The organism is Bradyrhizobium sp. B039, from assembly GCF_038965675.1.
In the GTDB taxonomy this organism is placed as follows: domain Bacteria; phylum Pseudomonadota; class Alphaproteobacteria; order Rhizobiales; family Xanthobacteraceae; genus Bradyrhizobium; species Bradyrhizobium diazoefficiens.
In genome coordinates this window covers 6,953,431-6,968,225 of the sequence record NZ_CP152416.1, presented here as the reverse complement: position 1 = coordinate 6,968,225, position 14,795 = coordinate 6,953,431, and the positions used below count along the sequence as shown (strand labels likewise).

Here is a 14,795-nt window from a genome sequence, read left to right as displayed (position 1 = left end):
CCATCCCGGAATGACATTCATGAGGAACGATTCAATGCCCTGGCCTGATCCCATCACCCTGCGTGGACAGCACGCCCGTCTCGAGCCGCTGTCGCACCAGCATATCGAGGGGCTGACCGAGGCCGTGAAGGACGGCGAGCTCTCGAAGCTCTGGTACACTGCGATTCCCCTGCCTGAGAACATGGGCAAGGAGATCGACCGCCGCCTGGCCTTGCAAGCCGCAGGCTCGATGCTGCCGTTCACCGTGTTCGACGCCGGCGGCAACATCGTCGGCATGACGACCTACATGAATATCGATGCCACCAACCGCCGCGTCGAGATCGGCTCGACCTGGTATGGCAAGAGCGCGCAGCGCGGCCCGCTCAACACGCAGTGCAAGCTGCTGCTGCTCCGGCACGCCTTCGAGACGCTGAACTGCATCGCGGTCGAATTCCGCACGCACTTCTTCAACCACCAGAGCCGCCGCGCCATCGAGCGCCTGGGCGCCAAGCAGGACGGCATTCTGCGCAGCCACCAGGTCGCGCCGAACGGCACGCTGCGCGACACCGTGGTCTACAGCATCACCGCCGCCGAATGGCCGACCGTGCAGGCGCATCTCGAATTTCAACTCAACGACAAGCCGCGCTGAGCGGCCGAGGCACCATGGACAGATTTGATTATGTGATCGTCGGCGCGGGCTCCGCCGGCTGCGTGCTTGCCAACCGGCTCAGCGAAGATCCGAACGTTAGCGTCTGCGTGCTGGAGGCGGGCCCAAGCGACTGGCACCCGTACATCCATCTGCCGGCGGGCTTCATCAAGACCTTCCACATGAAGAGCATCAACTGGGCCTACCAGCAGGAGCCGGGGCCCTACACCGGCGGGCGCAGCATCTACGCGCCGCGCGGCAAGACGCTCGGCGGCTCGTCCTCGATCAACGGCCACATCTACAATCGCGGCCAGCGCATGGATTTCGACACCTGGGCGCAGATGGGCAATCGCGGCTGGGGCTATGCCGACGTGCTGCCCTACTTCAAGCGGCTGGAGAAGCGGGTCGGCGAGGGGGAGGACACCTATCGCGGACGCGACGGCAACCTCATCGTCACCACCATGGACTGGCGTGATCCGCTCTGCGAGGCCTTCATGGAGGGCGCGGTCTCGCTCGGCATCCCGCGTAACCCCGACTACAACGGCGCGAAGCAGGAAGGCGTCTCCTACTGCCAGCGCACCATCAACAACGGCCTGCGCGTTTCCGGCTCGACCGCGTTCCTGAAGCCCGCGATGAAGCGGCCCAACGTGCATGTGCACACCCACGCGCACGCAACCGGGATCATCTTCGAGGGCAAGCGCGCCGTCGGCGTGCGCTACACCAAGGGCGGCCGCGGCGGCACGCCGGTGGAGGTGCGCGCCAACAAGGAAGTGATCCTGTCCGGCGGCACCTATAATTCGCCGCAGCTGCTCCAGCTTTCCGGCGTCGGCTCGCCCGATCTGCTCGGCGCGCACGGCATCGCGGTGCGCCACGCGCTGCCGGTCGGCGAAGGTCTGCAGGATCACTACGCCCCGCGCACGGTGGCGCGCGTAAAAGATATCAAGACCATCAACGAGCTCCGCCGCGGCTTCTCGCTGTGGATCGAGGCGCTGAAATGGGCAACCGCGCGCCGCGGCCTGCTGTCGCTGTCGCCGACCATGGTTTATTGCTTCTGGCATTCCGGCGAGAGCGCCGAGTCTTCCGACCTGCAGCTCACCTTCACACCGGCAAGCTACAAGGAAGGCGTGCAGGGCCAGCTCGAGGACGAGCCCGGCATGACGGTGGCCTCCTGGCAGCAGCGCCCCGAGAGCCGCGGCTATGTCCGCATTCGCTCGGCCGATCCGTTCGCGCCGCCGATCATCCAGACCAATTACCTCGACGCCGAGCTCGACCGCCGCGTCATCGTCGGCGGCATGAAGCTCGCACGGCGCCTTTTGAAGAGTGCGCCGCTGTCGCCCTATTACGCCTACGAGGATTTCCCCGGCCCCAACATCAACACCGACGACGAATTCCTCGCCGCCGCCACCGAACGCGGCACCACCACCTTCCACCCCGGCTGCACCTGCCGCATGGGTCCGGCGGATTCCACCTGGGCCGTGGTCGACGACCAGCTCCGCGTCCACGGGTTGGAGGGCCTCCGCGTGATCGATGCTTCCGTGATGCCGCGGATGATCTCGGCGAACCTGAATGCATCCACGATGATGATCGCGGACCGTGCCTCGGACCTGATCCGCGGCAAGGTGCCGATGGAAGCCGCGCGCATTCCGGATGCAGCGGTGGCGTGAGATCTTCGTAGGGTGGGTTAGCTAGCGGCTGCGCGAAGAGCAGTCCGCGCGGCGTAACCCACCACTTCTCTGGACGCGGAGACAAAAGAGGTGGGTTACGCTGTTGCTAACCCACCCTACTAGATTTGTTGTGTCGCTCACCCGTCAATCCCTCCCCGCAAAAATATTCCACTTTACCGAAATTCGGAATTGCGGCATAAGTCGAAACAGCCCGGCCCGACGAAGAGGGGCGGTTCGCGAGTCGTTCGAAACGCAGGCCGGGTTGCGGTGGACGCGGCAGCGTCGTGTGCGAGAGGCTGAGGGCAGGGCGGATTGCTCTCCGTGAGCCCAAAACTTCGTGCGGACGAGCGGCGCTGCGTGCGTACGGCAAAACCGTGTGGTCCTGGCCGTCGTTGCTACGGTCAAGCTCTTGCGGATGCGGCAGTCGCGTCAACCGGCGCGGTGTCGGTGAATTCCGCGAGGACGAGGGAGGCCAGAACGAACTCGGCTCCCGGGAGAGCACGGCATAAGCCGTCCGACCACTGCGCAGGGAAGGCCGTGTGTTGGGCTTCACCTGTATGCCGCTGTGCAGTTTTTCTGCGTGTGCCTTCGCACGGCGGACCGTGGGTGCCAGCCGGCACCCGGCCTTCCCTGCGCCCTCTTTCCTGGACGGTGTGATGGAGAGAGCAAAGCTCGGGCGAAATGCGCCGCGAGGCTGCGAAGGCGTGTCTGCGATTAAGCTGCGAGGTGGAGAACGATGCCCTTGCCCCTTGCTCCGTCATTGCGAGCGCAGCGAGGCAATCCAGACTGTTTCCGCGGAGGGATTCTGGATTGCTTCGCTGCGCTCGCAATGACGAGGTTGAGGCAGCGCGCAAATGCCTCCCCAACGTCGTCCTGGCGAAAGCCAGGACCCATTACCCCAGGGAGTGGTTTGGTGGGCGGTACTGGCCCCGGAGTCATATCGATAAATCACGCGGTATGGGTCCCGGCCTTCGGCGGGACGACACCGGGCGTGTGGTTGGCGGCGCGCCGACCTACACTTCCCTTCGGCTCAAGAACGCCAGCCGCTCGAACAGATGCACGTCCTGCTCGTTCTTCAGCAGCGCGCCGTGCAGCGGCGGGATCAGCTTCCGCGGGTCGCGTTCGCGCAGTTGCTCGACGCTCATGTCCTCGTTGAGCAGCAGCTTGAGCCAGTCCAAAAGCTCCGAGGTCGACGGCTTCTTCTTCAGGCCGGGCACCTCGCGCACCTCGAAGAAGATGCGCAGCGCTTCCTCGACCAGGCGCTTCTTGATGCCGGGGAAGTGGACGTCGACGATCCGGCCCATGGTGTCGGCGTCGGGGAACTTGATGTAGTGGAAGAAGCAGCGGCGGAGGAAAGCGTCCGGCAGCTCCTTCTCGTTGTTGGAGGTGATCATCATGATCGGGCGCTGCTTCGCCTTGATCGTCTCGCCGGTCTCGTAGACATGGAATTCCATGCGGTCGAGCTCGAGCAGCAAATCGTTCGGGAACTCGATGTCGGCCTTGTCGATCTCGTCGATCAGCAGCACCGGGCGCTGTTCGGCGGTGAACGCCTCCCACAGCTTGCCGCGCTTGATGTAGTTCCTGATGTCGGACACGCGGGCATCACCGAGCTGGCTGTCGCGCAGGCGCGACACCGCGTCGTATTCGTAGAGGCCCTGCTGCGCCTTGGTGGTGGACTTGATGTGCCAGGTCAGAAGCGGCGCGTTCAGCGCCTTGGCCACTTCCTCCGCCAGCACGGTCTTGCCGGTGCCGGGCTCGCCCTTGATGAGGAGCGGGCGCTCCAGCACGATCGAGGCATTGACGGCGACCTTGAGATCGTCGGTCGCAACATAGTCCTTGGTGCCGGTAAATTTCATCGCGCGTCCTTGTTGGTCGTCGTCCCAGATCTTGCCCTGCAGGCTTCGCCCTGGTCCAACAAACGGAACGGCCGCTCATGGCGGCCGTTCCTGGTTCGGTCAGGCTTTCAGACCCGTTTTATCAGCGAAAGGATGACGAGCACAATCACCGCGCCGATGGTGGCGTCCACGATGGCGCCGACCGTGCCGCTGGCGAGCTGGATGTGCAGCTGAGGCAGCACCCAGCCTGCAACCAGCGCGCCGATGATGCCGACGACGATGTTGCCGATCAGCCCAAATCCCGCCCCGTGGACAATCTTGCCGGCGAGCCAGCCGGCGATCGCGCCGATGATGAGTGCAGCGAGAATTCCCATTGCATACGTCCCCAAAACAACCCCGTGAGGTGGTCAATTCTAGAGCAAAAAGCCTCCCGGTCCAGCGTCCGACGACGGGCTCCGCCCCTTGACGTCCGCCCCCCGACGGGCAATCTGTCACCCATGTTCCTGCAATTCTTCACTTCTCTGCGCGATGCGCAGGTCCCCGTGACGCTGCGCGAATACCTCACGCTGATGGAGGCGCTCGACGCTGACCTCGCGGACTACACCGTCGAGAATTTCTACTATCTGTCGCGCGCCTCGCTGGTGAAGGACGAGCGCAATCTCGACAAGTTCGACCGCGTCTTCGGCACCGTGTTCAAGGGGCTGGAGAGCCTGCTCGAGGCCATGGACAAGGCCGAGATCCCCGAGGAGTGGCTGAAGAAGCTCGCGGAGAAGTATCTCACCGAGGAAGAGAAGAAGCAGATCGAGGCCATGGGCTGGGACAAGCTCATGGAGACCCTGAAGAAACGCCTCGAGGAGCAAAAGGGGCGGCATCAGGGCGGCTCGAAGTGGATCGGCACCGCCGGCACCTCGCCGTTCGGGGCCCACGGCTATAATCCCGAGGGCGTCCGCATCGGTCAGGAGAAGAACCGCAACAACCGCGCCGTGAAGGTGTGGGACAAGCGCGAGTTCAAGGATCTCGACGGCAATGTCGAGCTCGGCATCCGCAACATCAAGGTGGCGCTGCGGCGCCTGCGCAAGTTCGCGCGCACCGGCGCGCCTGATGAGCTCGATCTCGACACCACCATCCGCGAGACCGCCAATCACGGTTATCTCGACGTGCACATGCGGCCCGAGCGGCGCAACGCGGTGAAGCTCTTGGTGTTCTTCGACATCGGCGGCTCGATGGATTCGCATATCGAGCAGGTCGAGGAGCTGTTCTCGGCGGCGAAGAGCGAGTTCAAGCACATGGAGTACTTCTACTTCCACAACTGCCTCTATGAAGGCGTGTGGAAGCAGAACAAGCGCCGTTTCACCGACCGCACGCCGACCTGGGACGTGCTGCACAAATACCCGCACGACTACAAGGTCGTGTTCGTCGGCGACGCCTCGATGTCGCCTTACGAGATCATGGTGCCGGGCGGCTCGGTCGAGCATGTTAACGAGGAGCCGGGTTCGGTCTGGCTCGACCGCATCATCCGCACCTATCCGCATACGGTGTGGCTCAATCCGGTCGCGCAGAAGCACTGGGACTATTCGGAATCGACCACCATCATCAAGCGCATCTTCACCAATCGCATGTTCCCGATCACGATCGAGGGGCTGGAGGGTGCGATGAAGGAATTGACGCACTAGCTTCCCGTCATTCCGGGGCGCGCGTAGCGCGAACCCGGAATCCATCGGGCCGCAATGTTCGTCGATAGATGGATTCCGGGTTCGATGCTGCGCATCGCCCCGGAATGACGAAATAACAGAAGGGAAGACCCATGCCCCAGACCATCACCCGCGGCATCAAGGCGCTGATCGACGAGGCCAATGCCGAGATCGAGACGCTCACCGCCAAGGACGCCATCGAGATCTCCAAGAACGGTGACGTCGTCATCGTCGACATCCGCGATCCCCGCGAGATCGAGCGCGACGGCCGCATCCCCGGCGCGTTCGCTTGCACCCGCGGCATGCTGGAATTCTGGATCGATCCGCAGAGCCCCTATGCCAAGCCGATCTTCCAGGAAGACAAGAAGTTCGTCTTCCACTGCGCCGGCGGCCTGCGCTCCGCGCTCGCTGCCAAGACCGCGCAGGACATGGGCCTCAAGCCCGTCGCCCACATCGCCGGCGGCTACGCCGCCTGGCGCGACGCCGGCGGCCCGACGGAGCAGTGGGAGCCGAAGAAGAAGGGTTAGATCTCTCCCTTCGTCATTCCGGGGCGCGCGTAGCGCGAACCCGGAATCCATTCATCCACCATCTCTGCCGCGCGATAGATTCCGGGCTCGCGCTACGCGCGCCCCGGAATGACAAGGAAAGACCGATGACCCCCGACCCCCTCGTGTCCACCGAATGGCTCGCCGCCCATATCAACGACGCCAACCTTAAAGTGCTCGACGCCAGCTTCAAGCTGCCGGGCGTGCTGCCGCTGCCGAAGGACGACTATCTCGCCGCGCATCTGCCCGGCGCGGTGTTCTTCGACGTCGACGCGGTGTCGGATCATTCCAACCCGCTGCCGCATATGTATCCGAGCGCCGAGCAGTTCGGCCGCGACGTCGGCAATCTCGGCATCGGTAATGCCGACACGGTCGTGATCTACGATGCCGGCGGCTGGGTCGCCGCGCCGCGCGCGTGGTGGATGTTCCTGGCTTTCGGCCACGGCAATGTACGCATCCTCAATGGCGGCCTGAAGAAGTGGCGCGCCGAGGGGCGTCCCGTCGAGAGCGGCGAGGTGAAGCCGAAGCCTGCGACGTTCAAGGCGAGCTATGATTCAAAACGCGTGCGCAGCATGCAGCAGCTCATCGCCAACGTCGAAAGCAACAAAGAGCAGGTGATCGACGCACGCGCCGCCGACCGTTTCGAGGGCCGCGCGCCCGAGCCGCGCGCGGGCATCCGCTCCGGCCACATCCCCGGCGCCCGCAACGTGCCCTACAATCTCCTGTTCGATGCCGCGACCGGAACGATGAAGCCGCTCGACGATCTGCGTGCCGCTTTCACCGGTGCCGGCGTCAAGCTCGATGCGCCGATCGTGACGAGCTGCGGCTCGGGTGTGTCGGCCGGCGTGCTGACGCTCGCGCTCTATCGCCTCGGCATCACCGATACCGCGCTCTATGACGGCTCATGGTCGGAATGGGGCCAGGCCGGCGGCCCGCCGGTCGCGACCGGGCCGGCGTAAGCTTACTGGCGCGCGCGCGTGGTCGTCGTAGCGAAGGTCTGCTGCGGCTGTCCAAACGGGTCAAGCGACTGCTGCAGCTGTTGAGGCGGCGGGCGCCGCACCACGCGGTGCCGCTTCTTCGCCTTCGCCCGCGGCTTCGTCGCCTTGCTGTCCGGTGCGCTGCTGTCCGCCTTGGCCTTGGCCGGCGGATCCTTCCAGGCCGTGGTCGCGGGATCGTTCAGTGCAGCCATCCTGGCCGAGGCGGCATCGAGCGCCGAGGATTCCAGGGCGAGGCTAGGGTCAGCCGGGGCCGGCGCGCCGGCGGTCGGGACAGGGGGGGCCTCGGGGATCGATGCCGTGGTGTCGGCAGGGGTGAGCGTGTCGGTGGGAGCTGGTGCCGTGGCTTCCGTCGTCGTCTCGGTCTTGGCCGGTTCGGCGGCTGGCGCCTCAGCCGACGGTGTAGCGACCTGGGGCTCAGCGTCAGCCTCACTCGTCACCGCCGCGACCTGCTCGGGCTCGCTCACCGGCAGAGCGATGGTCGGCACCTGGTCGCGCAGCGACGGCGCGGTGGGCTCGGCCGGCTCCGGCTCCGCCCGCAAGGCCGCGAGCACCGGCTGGGCCGGCTCGGATGCCTGGGCAAACATCTGCTCCTGCGGGCCGTTCCGCCAGGAGGGGTTGCTGACATACTGCTCGTGGCTCGCCCGCAGCAGCGCGGCGGCGCCCAAGCCGAACACCAGGATGGAGGTTGACAGCAGGATCGCGGCAAGCAGGAAGCGAAAGCCGGGAAGCATCGAGGGATTGCGAATTTCCGCCCCGGCGGCGAGGTGGCCAGGGCCAATGAGCCATCTGAACGCGGTGACGGTACTGGTTGCCGCGTTCGCCACGCGGAATCGGAGCTCAAAGCGGCGGCGAATCAGGCTGATTCGAACATATCGCAACCCCTCCGCGCCGTTCCCTTAAAATCGGGGGCGATGACTCCGGCAATCCACGGCGGAATGCGATTTCCGCCCCCGTGATGCAACGGAGCAACGGTAGTCTTGCGGATCACAAATCGGCAAATCCGGCGCAAATCGGCCTGTAATGTCTTGAATGTGCCGCTATCTTCGGTCATCTGGCCGTTAGCGGTCCGATAGGGCCTGGGGACTATACAAGAGCGATGATGATCAAACATTTTCTGACGATATGCGCTGCCGCAACAGTCGCTGCGGCGGGAACCTCGCTCGCACAGGCCCAGAGCTATCCGGTCCAGCAGGCGCCGAGCTACGGCGCTCCGGCTGAATACCGCCCCGGCGACCGCACGCCGAGTTTCGACGCGCTGGAAGATGACGACGACGCGCTGCCGCAGGCATCGCTGCCGCCGCCCGGCCCGGGCGGTCCGATCTCGCCCAACGATCCGCGCTACGGCCGCCCCGCTGGTCCTCCGGTCTATTCGGCCGCTCCGCCGCAGGGACCGGTGATGTCACCGGATGATCCCCGTTATGGCCGTCCCGCCGGCGCTCCCGTCTACTCGGCTGCGCCGCCGCAGGGGCCGGTGATGTCGCCCGACGATCCCCGCTATGGCCGCCCCGCCGGCCCGCCCGCGGTGATCTATGCCGACCGTCCCGCTCAGCAGGCCCCCGGCAGCGACGGCCTGCGTCCGCCGGAAGCCGTCGGTGGTCCCGCCGCGACCGGAGCGGTCCAGGCCGGGCAGCCGCCGGTTGGCGCCGATGGCCGGCCGATGGCGATCGCCTCGCTTCCGCCCGAGGAGCAGCCCGACGCCGCGCCGGCACAGTTGCCGCCGAACCTGCGCCGCCAGGAGGTCTCGCTCGCGACCAAGGAGCCGGCCGGAACGATCATCGTCGATACCCCGAACACCTACCTGTACTACGTCCTCGGCAATGGCCGCGCGGTCCGTTACGGCGTCCGCGTCGGCCGCGACGGCTTCACCTGGACCGGGGTGCAGAAGATCACCCGCAAGGCCGAGTGGCCGGATTGGCATCCGCCGACCGAGATGATCGAGCGCCAGCCCTATCTGCCGCGCTTCATGGCCGGCGGCCCCGGCAATCCGCTCGGCGCCCGGGCGATGTATCTCGGCTCGACTGTCTACCGGATCCACGGCACCAACCAGCCCTCGACGATCGGCAAGTTCGTCTCCTCCGGCTGCATCGGCATGCTGAACGAGGACGTCTCCGACCTGTTCGACCGGGTCAAGGTCGGCACGCGCGTGGTGGTGATGCCGGGTGGTCCGGCGCCGGGAACGGCGACTGCGTCCGCCGCACCCACCCCCGGTGCGCCGGCCCCGATGGCGGCCCAGGCCGGCCCTGTCCCAGGTACGCAGCCGACCGTTGTGCCGCCGCTGCCCGCGCCGGTCACCGTGCGCTAGGCGCTGCGAGACAATTCAGATTGCGAAGGGCGTGCCGTCGGCACGCCCTTTTCGTTGTGTGCCGAGTATGAGCGACAGCTTGGAGGTGGAAGTCCTCTATCCAGCCTGATGGCGGCGAAGGATTAGCGAAGCGCAAGGGCGTCATCGTGAGGTGGGGTCTGAAGAAAGCGTGGAGCAAAGCCGCGGCCCGATGGACAAACACCGGATAACGAGGCCTACCCGGCCGGACGAGCGAGCAATTGATCGCGAAGTCCAAGGTCATCAAAGGTCGGGGTGGTAAATTCGGCGGGCGTGCGGTGAAGGCGGTCGGTCTTACCTCGGGAGGTCTGCGCTGTGTCTCGGCAACGAGACTGAGACCGTCGCAAGACGGCCTGACCGCAGCGCAGAAGTCAGCCGAGGGCGTAGTAGGCGGCAGCGCGCCGCTGAAGGCCTGAACGGTGGAAGTGGTCAGTAGAGCGGCGATCTCGTGCGAGCCATGCGGCAGAAGAATCAGGTCGAGCTGAACTTGAGCCCCGGAGCGGAGGGTGAAGCCCGAAGCGCCGGCGCCCGAGAGCCTGAAGCGCGTGCGGCGGAAGTCTGTCTCGAACGCCCGGCGGTCGCAGGACCGTCGATGGAAGACGTTGTCGAGAGTGAGAATCTGAAGGCAGCGTTGGCGCAAGTAAAGCGCAACAAGGGCGCGGCGGGCGTCGACGGGATGACCGTCGGCGAGCTGTCAGCCCACCTGAAGGAGCACTGGCCTGCGATCCGAGCCCAGTTGCTTGACGGCACCTACAAGCCACAGCCGGTGCGGCGGGTGGAGATACCGAAGGCGTCGGGCGGCCTGCGGCCGCTCGGCATTCCGACGGTGCTCGACCGCTTGATCCAGCAGGCGGTGATGCAGGTGCTGCAGGCGGATTGGGATAGGACGTTCGCCGAGACGAGCTTCGGCTTTCGGCCGGGGCGCTCGGCACATCGGGCGGTGGAACGGGCGCAGGCGTACATTGCGGCCGGCCACAGCATCGTGGTGGACATCGACCTGGAGAAGTTCTTTGACCGGGTCAACCACGACATCCTGATGGGACTGGTTGCCAAGCGGGTTGCTGACAAGCGCATCCTGAAGCTCATCCGCGCCTTCCTGAATGCGGGTGTGTTGGAAGGAGGGCTGGTCAGTCCGACGGAAGAGGGCACGCCGCAGGGCGGTCCGCTCTCGCCGCTGTTGTCGAACCTGATGCTGGATGTGCTGGACAAGGAACTGGAGAAGCGCGGCCACCGCTTCGTGCGTTACGCCGACGACTGCAACATCTACGTGCGCAGTCAGCGGGCGGGCGAACGGGTGCTGGCTGGCGTCGAGAGGTTCCTCGAAAAGCGCCTCAAGCTCAAGATCAACAAAGCGAAGAGCGCGGTTGCCAAACCGAGTGTTCGCAAGTTCCTGGGCTTCAGCTTCACCGGCGGGCAAGAACCGCGGCGGCGCATCGCGCCGCAGGCACTCGCCCGCTTCAAGGCGAAGGTTCGGGAGCTCACGCGACGCACGCGTGGTCGATGCCTCGTGCAGATCGCCAAAGAACTGTCGACCTACCTGATTGGGTGGCACGGCTACTTCGGCTTCTGTCAAACCCCGTCGGTGTTGCGCGTGCTTGACCAGTGGATCAGGCGACGGTTGCGCGCCGTTGCCTGGAAGCAATGGAAGTATGGACCCGCTCGCTTTGCCGAGTTGCGACGCCGCGGCGTCGGCCGGGATCTGGCGGCGCAAACCGCCGGCAGCCCACGTGGCCCTTGGCGGCTCGCGAACAGCCCCGCGCTCACCATTGCTCTGCCAAACGGCTTCTTTGCCTCACTCGGCTTGGCTTCCGTCGCGGCACGGCGACCCGCATAATCCGCTGAACCGCCGGATACGGACCCGTATGTCCGGTGGTGTGGGAGGGGCGGAGCCGCGAGGCTTCCCCCTATCCCGATTCAGGCCAGCTTGCGCGGCAGCTCGCCGCCGCGGGTCCAGGCGTCGATCGCCTCGACCATCTGGCCGTAATGGATGCGCAAGCCGTCCTCGGTGGCGTAGCCGAGATGCGGCGTCAGCACGAGATTGTCGAGCTTGCGGAAGGGATGGTCGACCGGCAGCGGCTCGACCGAGAACACATCCAAGCCGGCGCCCGCGATCTTCCGCTGCTGCAAGGCCTCCAGCAGGGCCTGCTCGTCCACGATCGGCCCGCGCGCGGTGTTGACGAGGAAGGCCGTCGGCTTCATCCGCGCGAGGTCCGCAGCGCCGACCAGTCCCCGCGAACGCTCGCTCAGCACCACATGGATGGTGACGATGTCGGCCTTGGCGAACAGCTCCTCCTTGGTGGCGTAGCCGACGCCGGCCGCCTTGCACTTCTCCGGCGTGAGGTTCGGGCTCCAGGCGATCACGTTCATGCCGAATGCTTTCGCAATGCCCGCCATCTTGCTGCCGAGCTTGCCGAGCCCGACGATGCCGAGCGTCAGCCCCTCGATCTCGACGCCGGCAAAGGTCTGCCAGGGCTCGCCGGCATGCATGCGCGCATTCTCCCGGCCGATGCCGCGGGTCAGCTCCAGGATCAGGCCCATGGTCAGCGGTGCCGTGGGATCGCGGGAATATTGCGTGCCGCCGATCGCAACGCCCTTCGCCTTCGCGGCCTCCATGTCGATCGAGGCGTTGCGCATGCCTGACGTCAGCAGCAGCTTCAGCTTCGGCAAGCCATCGAACAGGCTCTTGGGGAACGCCGTGCGCTCGCGCATCGCGCAGACGATCTCGAAATCGGCGAGCGCGCTGGCCGCGGCCTGCTCCGAGGTGAAGGGATGGCTGAACACGGTGACGTCGATGCGGTCGGACAGTTTCGGCCAGTCGGCGACGTCGAGGGCGATGTTGAAATAGTCGTCGAGAATTGCACAGCGCAGCCGCGTCATCAGCGTTCATCCATGGCGAGAGGTGATGGCGCCAGGCGGGGGCCATCGTCGGAACCGGGCCATGGTTGCGCGCAATCACACCTGCGCGCAAGCAGCTCGCGTCTTCAAAAATCCGATAGCGGGGAAAGGGCTCAGGGGTCGCGGGGCTTCAACCGGACCGGCGCATCCATGCCGTGCTTGGCGCGCCAGGCGGGGCCGGGGCCGCGCATGTAGTGCAGCTCGGGCCGGTAGGGGTTGAAGGCGGTGGCGAAGAAGCCCTTCCAGAAGCCCTTGATCTCCGCGACGAGCGCGGAGGTGCTGCCGGCTTCTGCCGGAACGGGAAAGGAATTGGTCTCGGTCAGAGCCATGGTGCGGCCTCGCTGTTCTCCCCGCCGCTTCTGCCGCGGGTGGCGTCTTTTTCGGCGCCGTGACGAGCTTTGGCCTGCTTTATTAAAAAATGGTTTCAATTGTCCGGATTGGCGTCAGCATGGTGTCCATCCCGTATTCATCCGTGGTGAACGGAGGGAAAACGTTGCCCTTTGGGGGCGGGATCGCTACATCGGCGGCAAGCAAATTTCCTCAAATCGAAGGTTTCACGGGACCGATGGCGCGCCAGTTCATCTATTTCATGCAGGGCCTGACCAAGAGCTACCCGACCCGGAAGGTGCTCGATAACATCCATCTGAGCTTCTACCCGGACGCCAAGATCGGCGTGCTCGGCGTCAACGGCTCGGGCAAGTCGACGCTGCTCAAGATCATGGCCGGCCTCGACAAGGAGTATAATGGCGAGGCCTGGGTCGCCCAGGGCGCCCGCGTCGGCTATCTCGAGCAGGAACCGCAGCTCGATGCCAAGCTTTCCGTGCGCGAGAACGTCATGCTGGGCGTCGCCAAGCAGAAGGCCATCCTCGATCGCTACAATGAGCTGGCGATGAACTACTCCGAGGAGACCGCCGACGAGATGACCAAGCTGCAGGACGAGATCGAGGCCCAGGGCCTCTGGGATCTCGACAGCAAGGTCGACCAGGCCATGGACGCGCTGCGCTGCCCGCCCGACGATGCCGACGTCACAAAACTCTCCGGCGGTGAGCGCCGCCGCGTCGCGCTGTGCCGGCTGCTGCTCGACCAGCCCGAGTTGCTGCTGCTCGACGAGCCGACCAACCATCTCGACGCCGAGTCGGTGTCGTGGCTGGAAGGCCATCTGCGCAACTATCCCGGCGCGATCCTGATCGTCACCCACGATCGCTACTTCCTCGACAACGTCACCAGCTGGATCCTCGAGCTCGATCGCGGCAAGGGCATTCCCTACGAGGGCAACTACTCGTCCTGGCTGGTGCAGAAGCAGAAGCGGCTGGAGCAGGAAGGCCGCGAGGACGCCGCGCACCAGAAGACGATTGCGCGCGAGCAGGAATGGGTCGCGTCCTCGCCGAAGGCACGCCAGGCCAAGTCCAAGGCGCGCTACCAGCGCTACGAGGAACTGCTGAAGCAGGCGAGCGAGAAGCAGACCCAGACCGCGCAGATCATCATCCCCGTGGCCGAGCGGCTCGGCGCCAACGTGGTCGATTTCGAAGGCCTCAGCAAAGGTTACGGCGATCGCCTGCTGATCGACGATCTCACCTTCAAGCTGCCGCCTGGTGGCATCGTCGGCGTGATCGGCGCCAACGGCGCCGGCAAGACCACGCTGTTCAAGATGATCACCAAGCAGGAAACGCCGGACAAGGGCACCATCACGGTCGGCGAGACCGTGCATCTCGGCTATGTCGACCAGTCGCGCGACGCGCTCGACGGCAACAAGAACGTGTGGGAGGAGATCTCCGGCGGCAACGAGCTGATCCTGCTCGGCAAGAAGGAAGTCAATTCGCGCGGCTATTGCTCGTCGTTCAACTTCAAGGGCGCCGACCAGCAGAAGAAGGTCGGCGCGCTCTCCGGCGGTGAGCGCAACCGCGTGCATCTCGCCAAGATGCTCAAGTCCGGTGCCAACGTCCTGCTGCTCGACGAACCGACCAACGACCTCGACGTCGACACGCTGCGCGCGCTCGAAGAGGCGCTGGAGGATTTCGCCGGCTGCGCCGTCATCATCAGCCATGATCGCTGGTTCCTCGACCGCATCGCGACCCATATCCTGGCCTTCGAGGGCGACAGCCATGTCGAATGGTTCGAAGGCAACTTCCAGGACTACGAGAAGGACAAGATGCGCCGGCTCGGCCAGGACAGCATCATCCCGCACCGCGTGAAGTACAAGAAGCTGACGCGGTGATGACGGC

At 65.3% G+C, this 14,795-nt stretch carries 13 protein-coding genes; 8 read left to right on the top strand and 5 right to left on the bottom strand.

Going from position 1 to position 14,795, the window contains the following annotated elements:
* The first annotated feature begins 34 nt into the window (after nt 1–34).
* Both AAFG50_RS33130 and AAFG50_RS33125 read left to right on the top strand, forming a co-directional pair.
* The gene (locus AAFG50_RS33130; protein ID WP_028174592.1) at nt 35–628 is read left to right on the top strand and encodes a GNAT family protein; all 594 of its coding nucleotides are present in this window, start codon (nt 35–37) and stop codon (nt 626–628) included.
* Nucleotides 629–642: 14 nt separating this feature from the next.
* Nucleotides 643–2,289 carry a GMC family oxidoreductase N-terminal domain-containing protein gene (locus tag AAFG50_RS33125; RefSeq protein WP_028174593.1) on the top strand — a complete coding sequence of 549 codons (1,647 nt, stop codon included), beginning with the start codon at nt 643–645 and terminating at the stop codon, nt 2,287–2,289.
* A gap of 1,013 nt (nt 2,290–3,302) precedes the next feature.
* On the opposite strand, the gene AAFG50_RS33120 is transcribed toward AAFG50_RS33125, so the two are convergent.
* Together AAFG50_RS33120 and AAFG50_RS33115 are read right to left on the bottom strand one after the other, a co-directional pair.
* A complete protein-coding gene (locus AAFG50_RS33120) occupies nt 3,303–4,145 on the bottom strand; it encodes a MoxR family ATPase (protein ID WP_028152332.1) in 843 nt (280 codons plus the stop codon).
* Between the two features lie 107 nt (nt 4,146–4,252).
* A complete protein-coding gene (locus AAFG50_RS33115) occupies nt 4,253–4,498 on the bottom strand; it encodes a GlsB/YeaQ/YmgE family stress response membrane protein (RefSeq protein WP_028174594.1) in 246 nt (81 codons plus the stop codon).
* Between the two features lie 123 nt (nt 4,499–4,621).
* On the opposite strand from AAFG50_RS33115, the gene AAFG50_RS33110 reads away from it, so the two are divergent.
* From AAFG50_RS33110 to sseA, 3 genes are all read left to right on the top strand, one after another.
* Nucleotides 4,622–5,797, top strand: coding sequence for a VWA domain-containing protein (locus tag AAFG50_RS33110; protein WP_011089432.1), 1,176 nt, complete (start codon nt 4,622–4,624; stop codon nt 5,795–5,797).
* A gap of 131 nt (nt 5,798–5,928) precedes the next feature.
* Nucleotides 5,929–6,342, top strand: a complete 414-nt coding sequence (locus AAFG50_RS33105) for a rhodanese-like domain-containing protein (protein ID WP_018641027.1) — start codon at nt 5,929–5,931, stop codon at nt 6,340–6,342.
* 125 nt (nt 6,343–6,467) lie between these two features.
* Nucleotides 6,468–7,319: a 3-mercaptopyruvate sulfurtransferase gene (gene sseA / locus AAFG50_RS33100; protein ID WP_028174595.1), complete on the top strand. Its 852-nt coding sequence runs from the start codon at nt 6,468–6,470 to the stop codon at nt 7,317–7,319.
* A gap of 2 nt (nt 7,320–7,321) precedes the next feature.
* Here sseA and AAFG50_RS33095 read toward each other — a convergent pair whose 3' ends face one another.
* Nucleotides 7,322–8,089, bottom strand: a complete 768-nt coding sequence (locus AAFG50_RS33095; protein WP_028174596.1) for a hypothetical protein — start codon at nt 8,087–8,089, stop codon at nt 7,322–7,324.
* Between the two features lie 368 nt (nt 8,090–8,457).
* Here AAFG50_RS33095 and AAFG50_RS33090 point away from each other — a divergent pair, with 368 nt between their 5' ends.
* Together AAFG50_RS33090 and ltrA are read left to right on the top strand one after the other, a co-directional pair.
* On the top strand, nt 8,458–9,660 hold the full coding sequence (locus AAFG50_RS33090) for a L,D-transpeptidase (RefSeq protein ID WP_039185840.1): 1,203 nt from the start codon (nt 8,458–8,460) through the stop codon (nt 9,658–9,660).
* A gap of 475 nt (nt 9,661–10,135) precedes the next feature.
* Complete coding sequence (ltrA, locus tag AAFG50_RS33085; protein WP_028144467.1) at nt 10,136–11,512, top strand: group II intron reverse transcriptase/maturase; 1,377 nt, start codon at nt 10,136–10,138, stop codon at nt 11,510–11,512.
* Between the two features lie 80 nt (nt 11,513–11,592).
* Here the strand turns inward: ltrA and AAFG50_RS33080 are convergent, their stop codons facing one another.
* Complete coding sequence (locus AAFG50_RS33080) at nt 11,593–12,555, bottom strand: D-2-hydroxyacid dehydrogenase family protein (RefSeq protein WP_028176317.1); 963 nt, start codon at nt 12,553–12,555, stop codon at nt 11,593–11,595.
* Nucleotides 12,556–12,686: 131 nt separating this feature from the next.
* The gene (locus tag AAFG50_RS33075) at nt 12,687–12,902 is read right to left on the bottom strand and encodes a hypothetical protein (RefSeq protein WP_028176316.1); all 216 of its coding nucleotides are present in this window, start codon (nt 12,900–12,902) and stop codon (nt 12,687–12,689) included.
* 236 nt (nt 12,903–13,138) lie between these two features.
* Here AAFG50_RS33075 and ettA point away from each other — a divergent pair, with 236 nt between their 5' ends.
* Nucleotides 13,139–14,788 (top strand): energy-dependent translational throttle protein EttA, encoded by a 1,650-nt coding sequence (gene ettA, locus AAFG50_RS33070; RefSeq protein ID WP_011089425.1) that lies wholly within the window; start codon nt 13,139–13,141, stop codon nt 14,786–14,788.
* The last annotated feature ends 7 nt before the right edge of the window (nt 14,789–14,795 follow it).

What these genes read in the sequence shown, in the direction of transcription:
- AAFG50_RS33130 (WP_028174592.1), top strand. Translation starts at nt 35, where the DNA reads ATGCCCTGGCCTGATCCCATCACCCTGCGTGGACAGCACGCCCGTCTC.
- AAFG50_RS33125 (WP_028174593.1), top strand. Translation starts at nt 643, where the DNA reads ATGGACAGATTTGATTATGTGATCGTCGGCGCGGGCTCCGCCGGCTGC.
- AAFG50_RS33120 (WP_028152332.1), bottom strand. Translation starts at nt 4,145, where the DNA reads ATGAAATTTACCGGCACCAAGGACTATGTTGCGACCGACGATCTCAAG.
- AAFG50_RS33115 (WP_028174594.1), bottom strand. Translation starts at nt 4,498, where the DNA reads ATGGGAATTCTCGCTGCACTCATCATCGGCGCGATCGCCGGCTGGCTC.
- AAFG50_RS33110 (WP_011089432.1), top strand. Translation starts at nt 4,622, where the DNA reads ATGTTCCTGCAATTCTTCACTTCTCTGCGCGATGCGCAGGTCCCCGTG.
- AAFG50_RS33105 (WP_018641027.1), top strand. Translation starts at nt 5,929, where the DNA reads ATGCCCCAGACCATCACCCGCGGCATCAAGGCGCTGATCGACGAGGCC.
- sseA (WP_028174595.1), top strand. Translation starts at nt 6,468, where the DNA reads ATGACCCCCGACCCCCTCGTGTCCACCGAATGGCTCGCCGCCCATATC.
- AAFG50_RS33095 (WP_028174596.1), bottom strand. Translation starts at nt 8,089, where the DNA reads ATGCTTCCCGGCTTTCGCTTCCTGCTTGCCGCGATCCTGCTGTCAACC.
- AAFG50_RS33090 (WP_039185840.1), top strand. Translation starts at nt 8,458, where the DNA reads ATGATCAAACATTTTCTGACGATATGCGCTGCCGCAACAGTCGCTGCG.
- ltrA (WP_028144467.1), top strand. Translation starts at nt 10,136, where the DNA reads ATGCGGCAGAAGAATCAGGTCGAGCTGAACTTGAGCCCCGGAGCGGAG.
- AAFG50_RS33080 (WP_028176317.1), bottom strand. Translation starts at nt 12,555, where the DNA reads ATGACGCGGCTGCGCTGTGCAATTCTCGACGACTATTTCAACATCGCC.
- AAFG50_RS33075 (WP_028176316.1), bottom strand. Translation starts at nt 12,902, where the DNA reads ATGGCTCTGACCGAGACCAATTCCTTTCCCGTTCCGGCAGAAGCCGGC.
- ettA (WP_011089425.1), top strand. Translation starts at nt 13,139, where the DNA reads ATGGCGCGCCAGTTCATCTATTTCATGCAGGGCCTGACCAAGAGCTAC.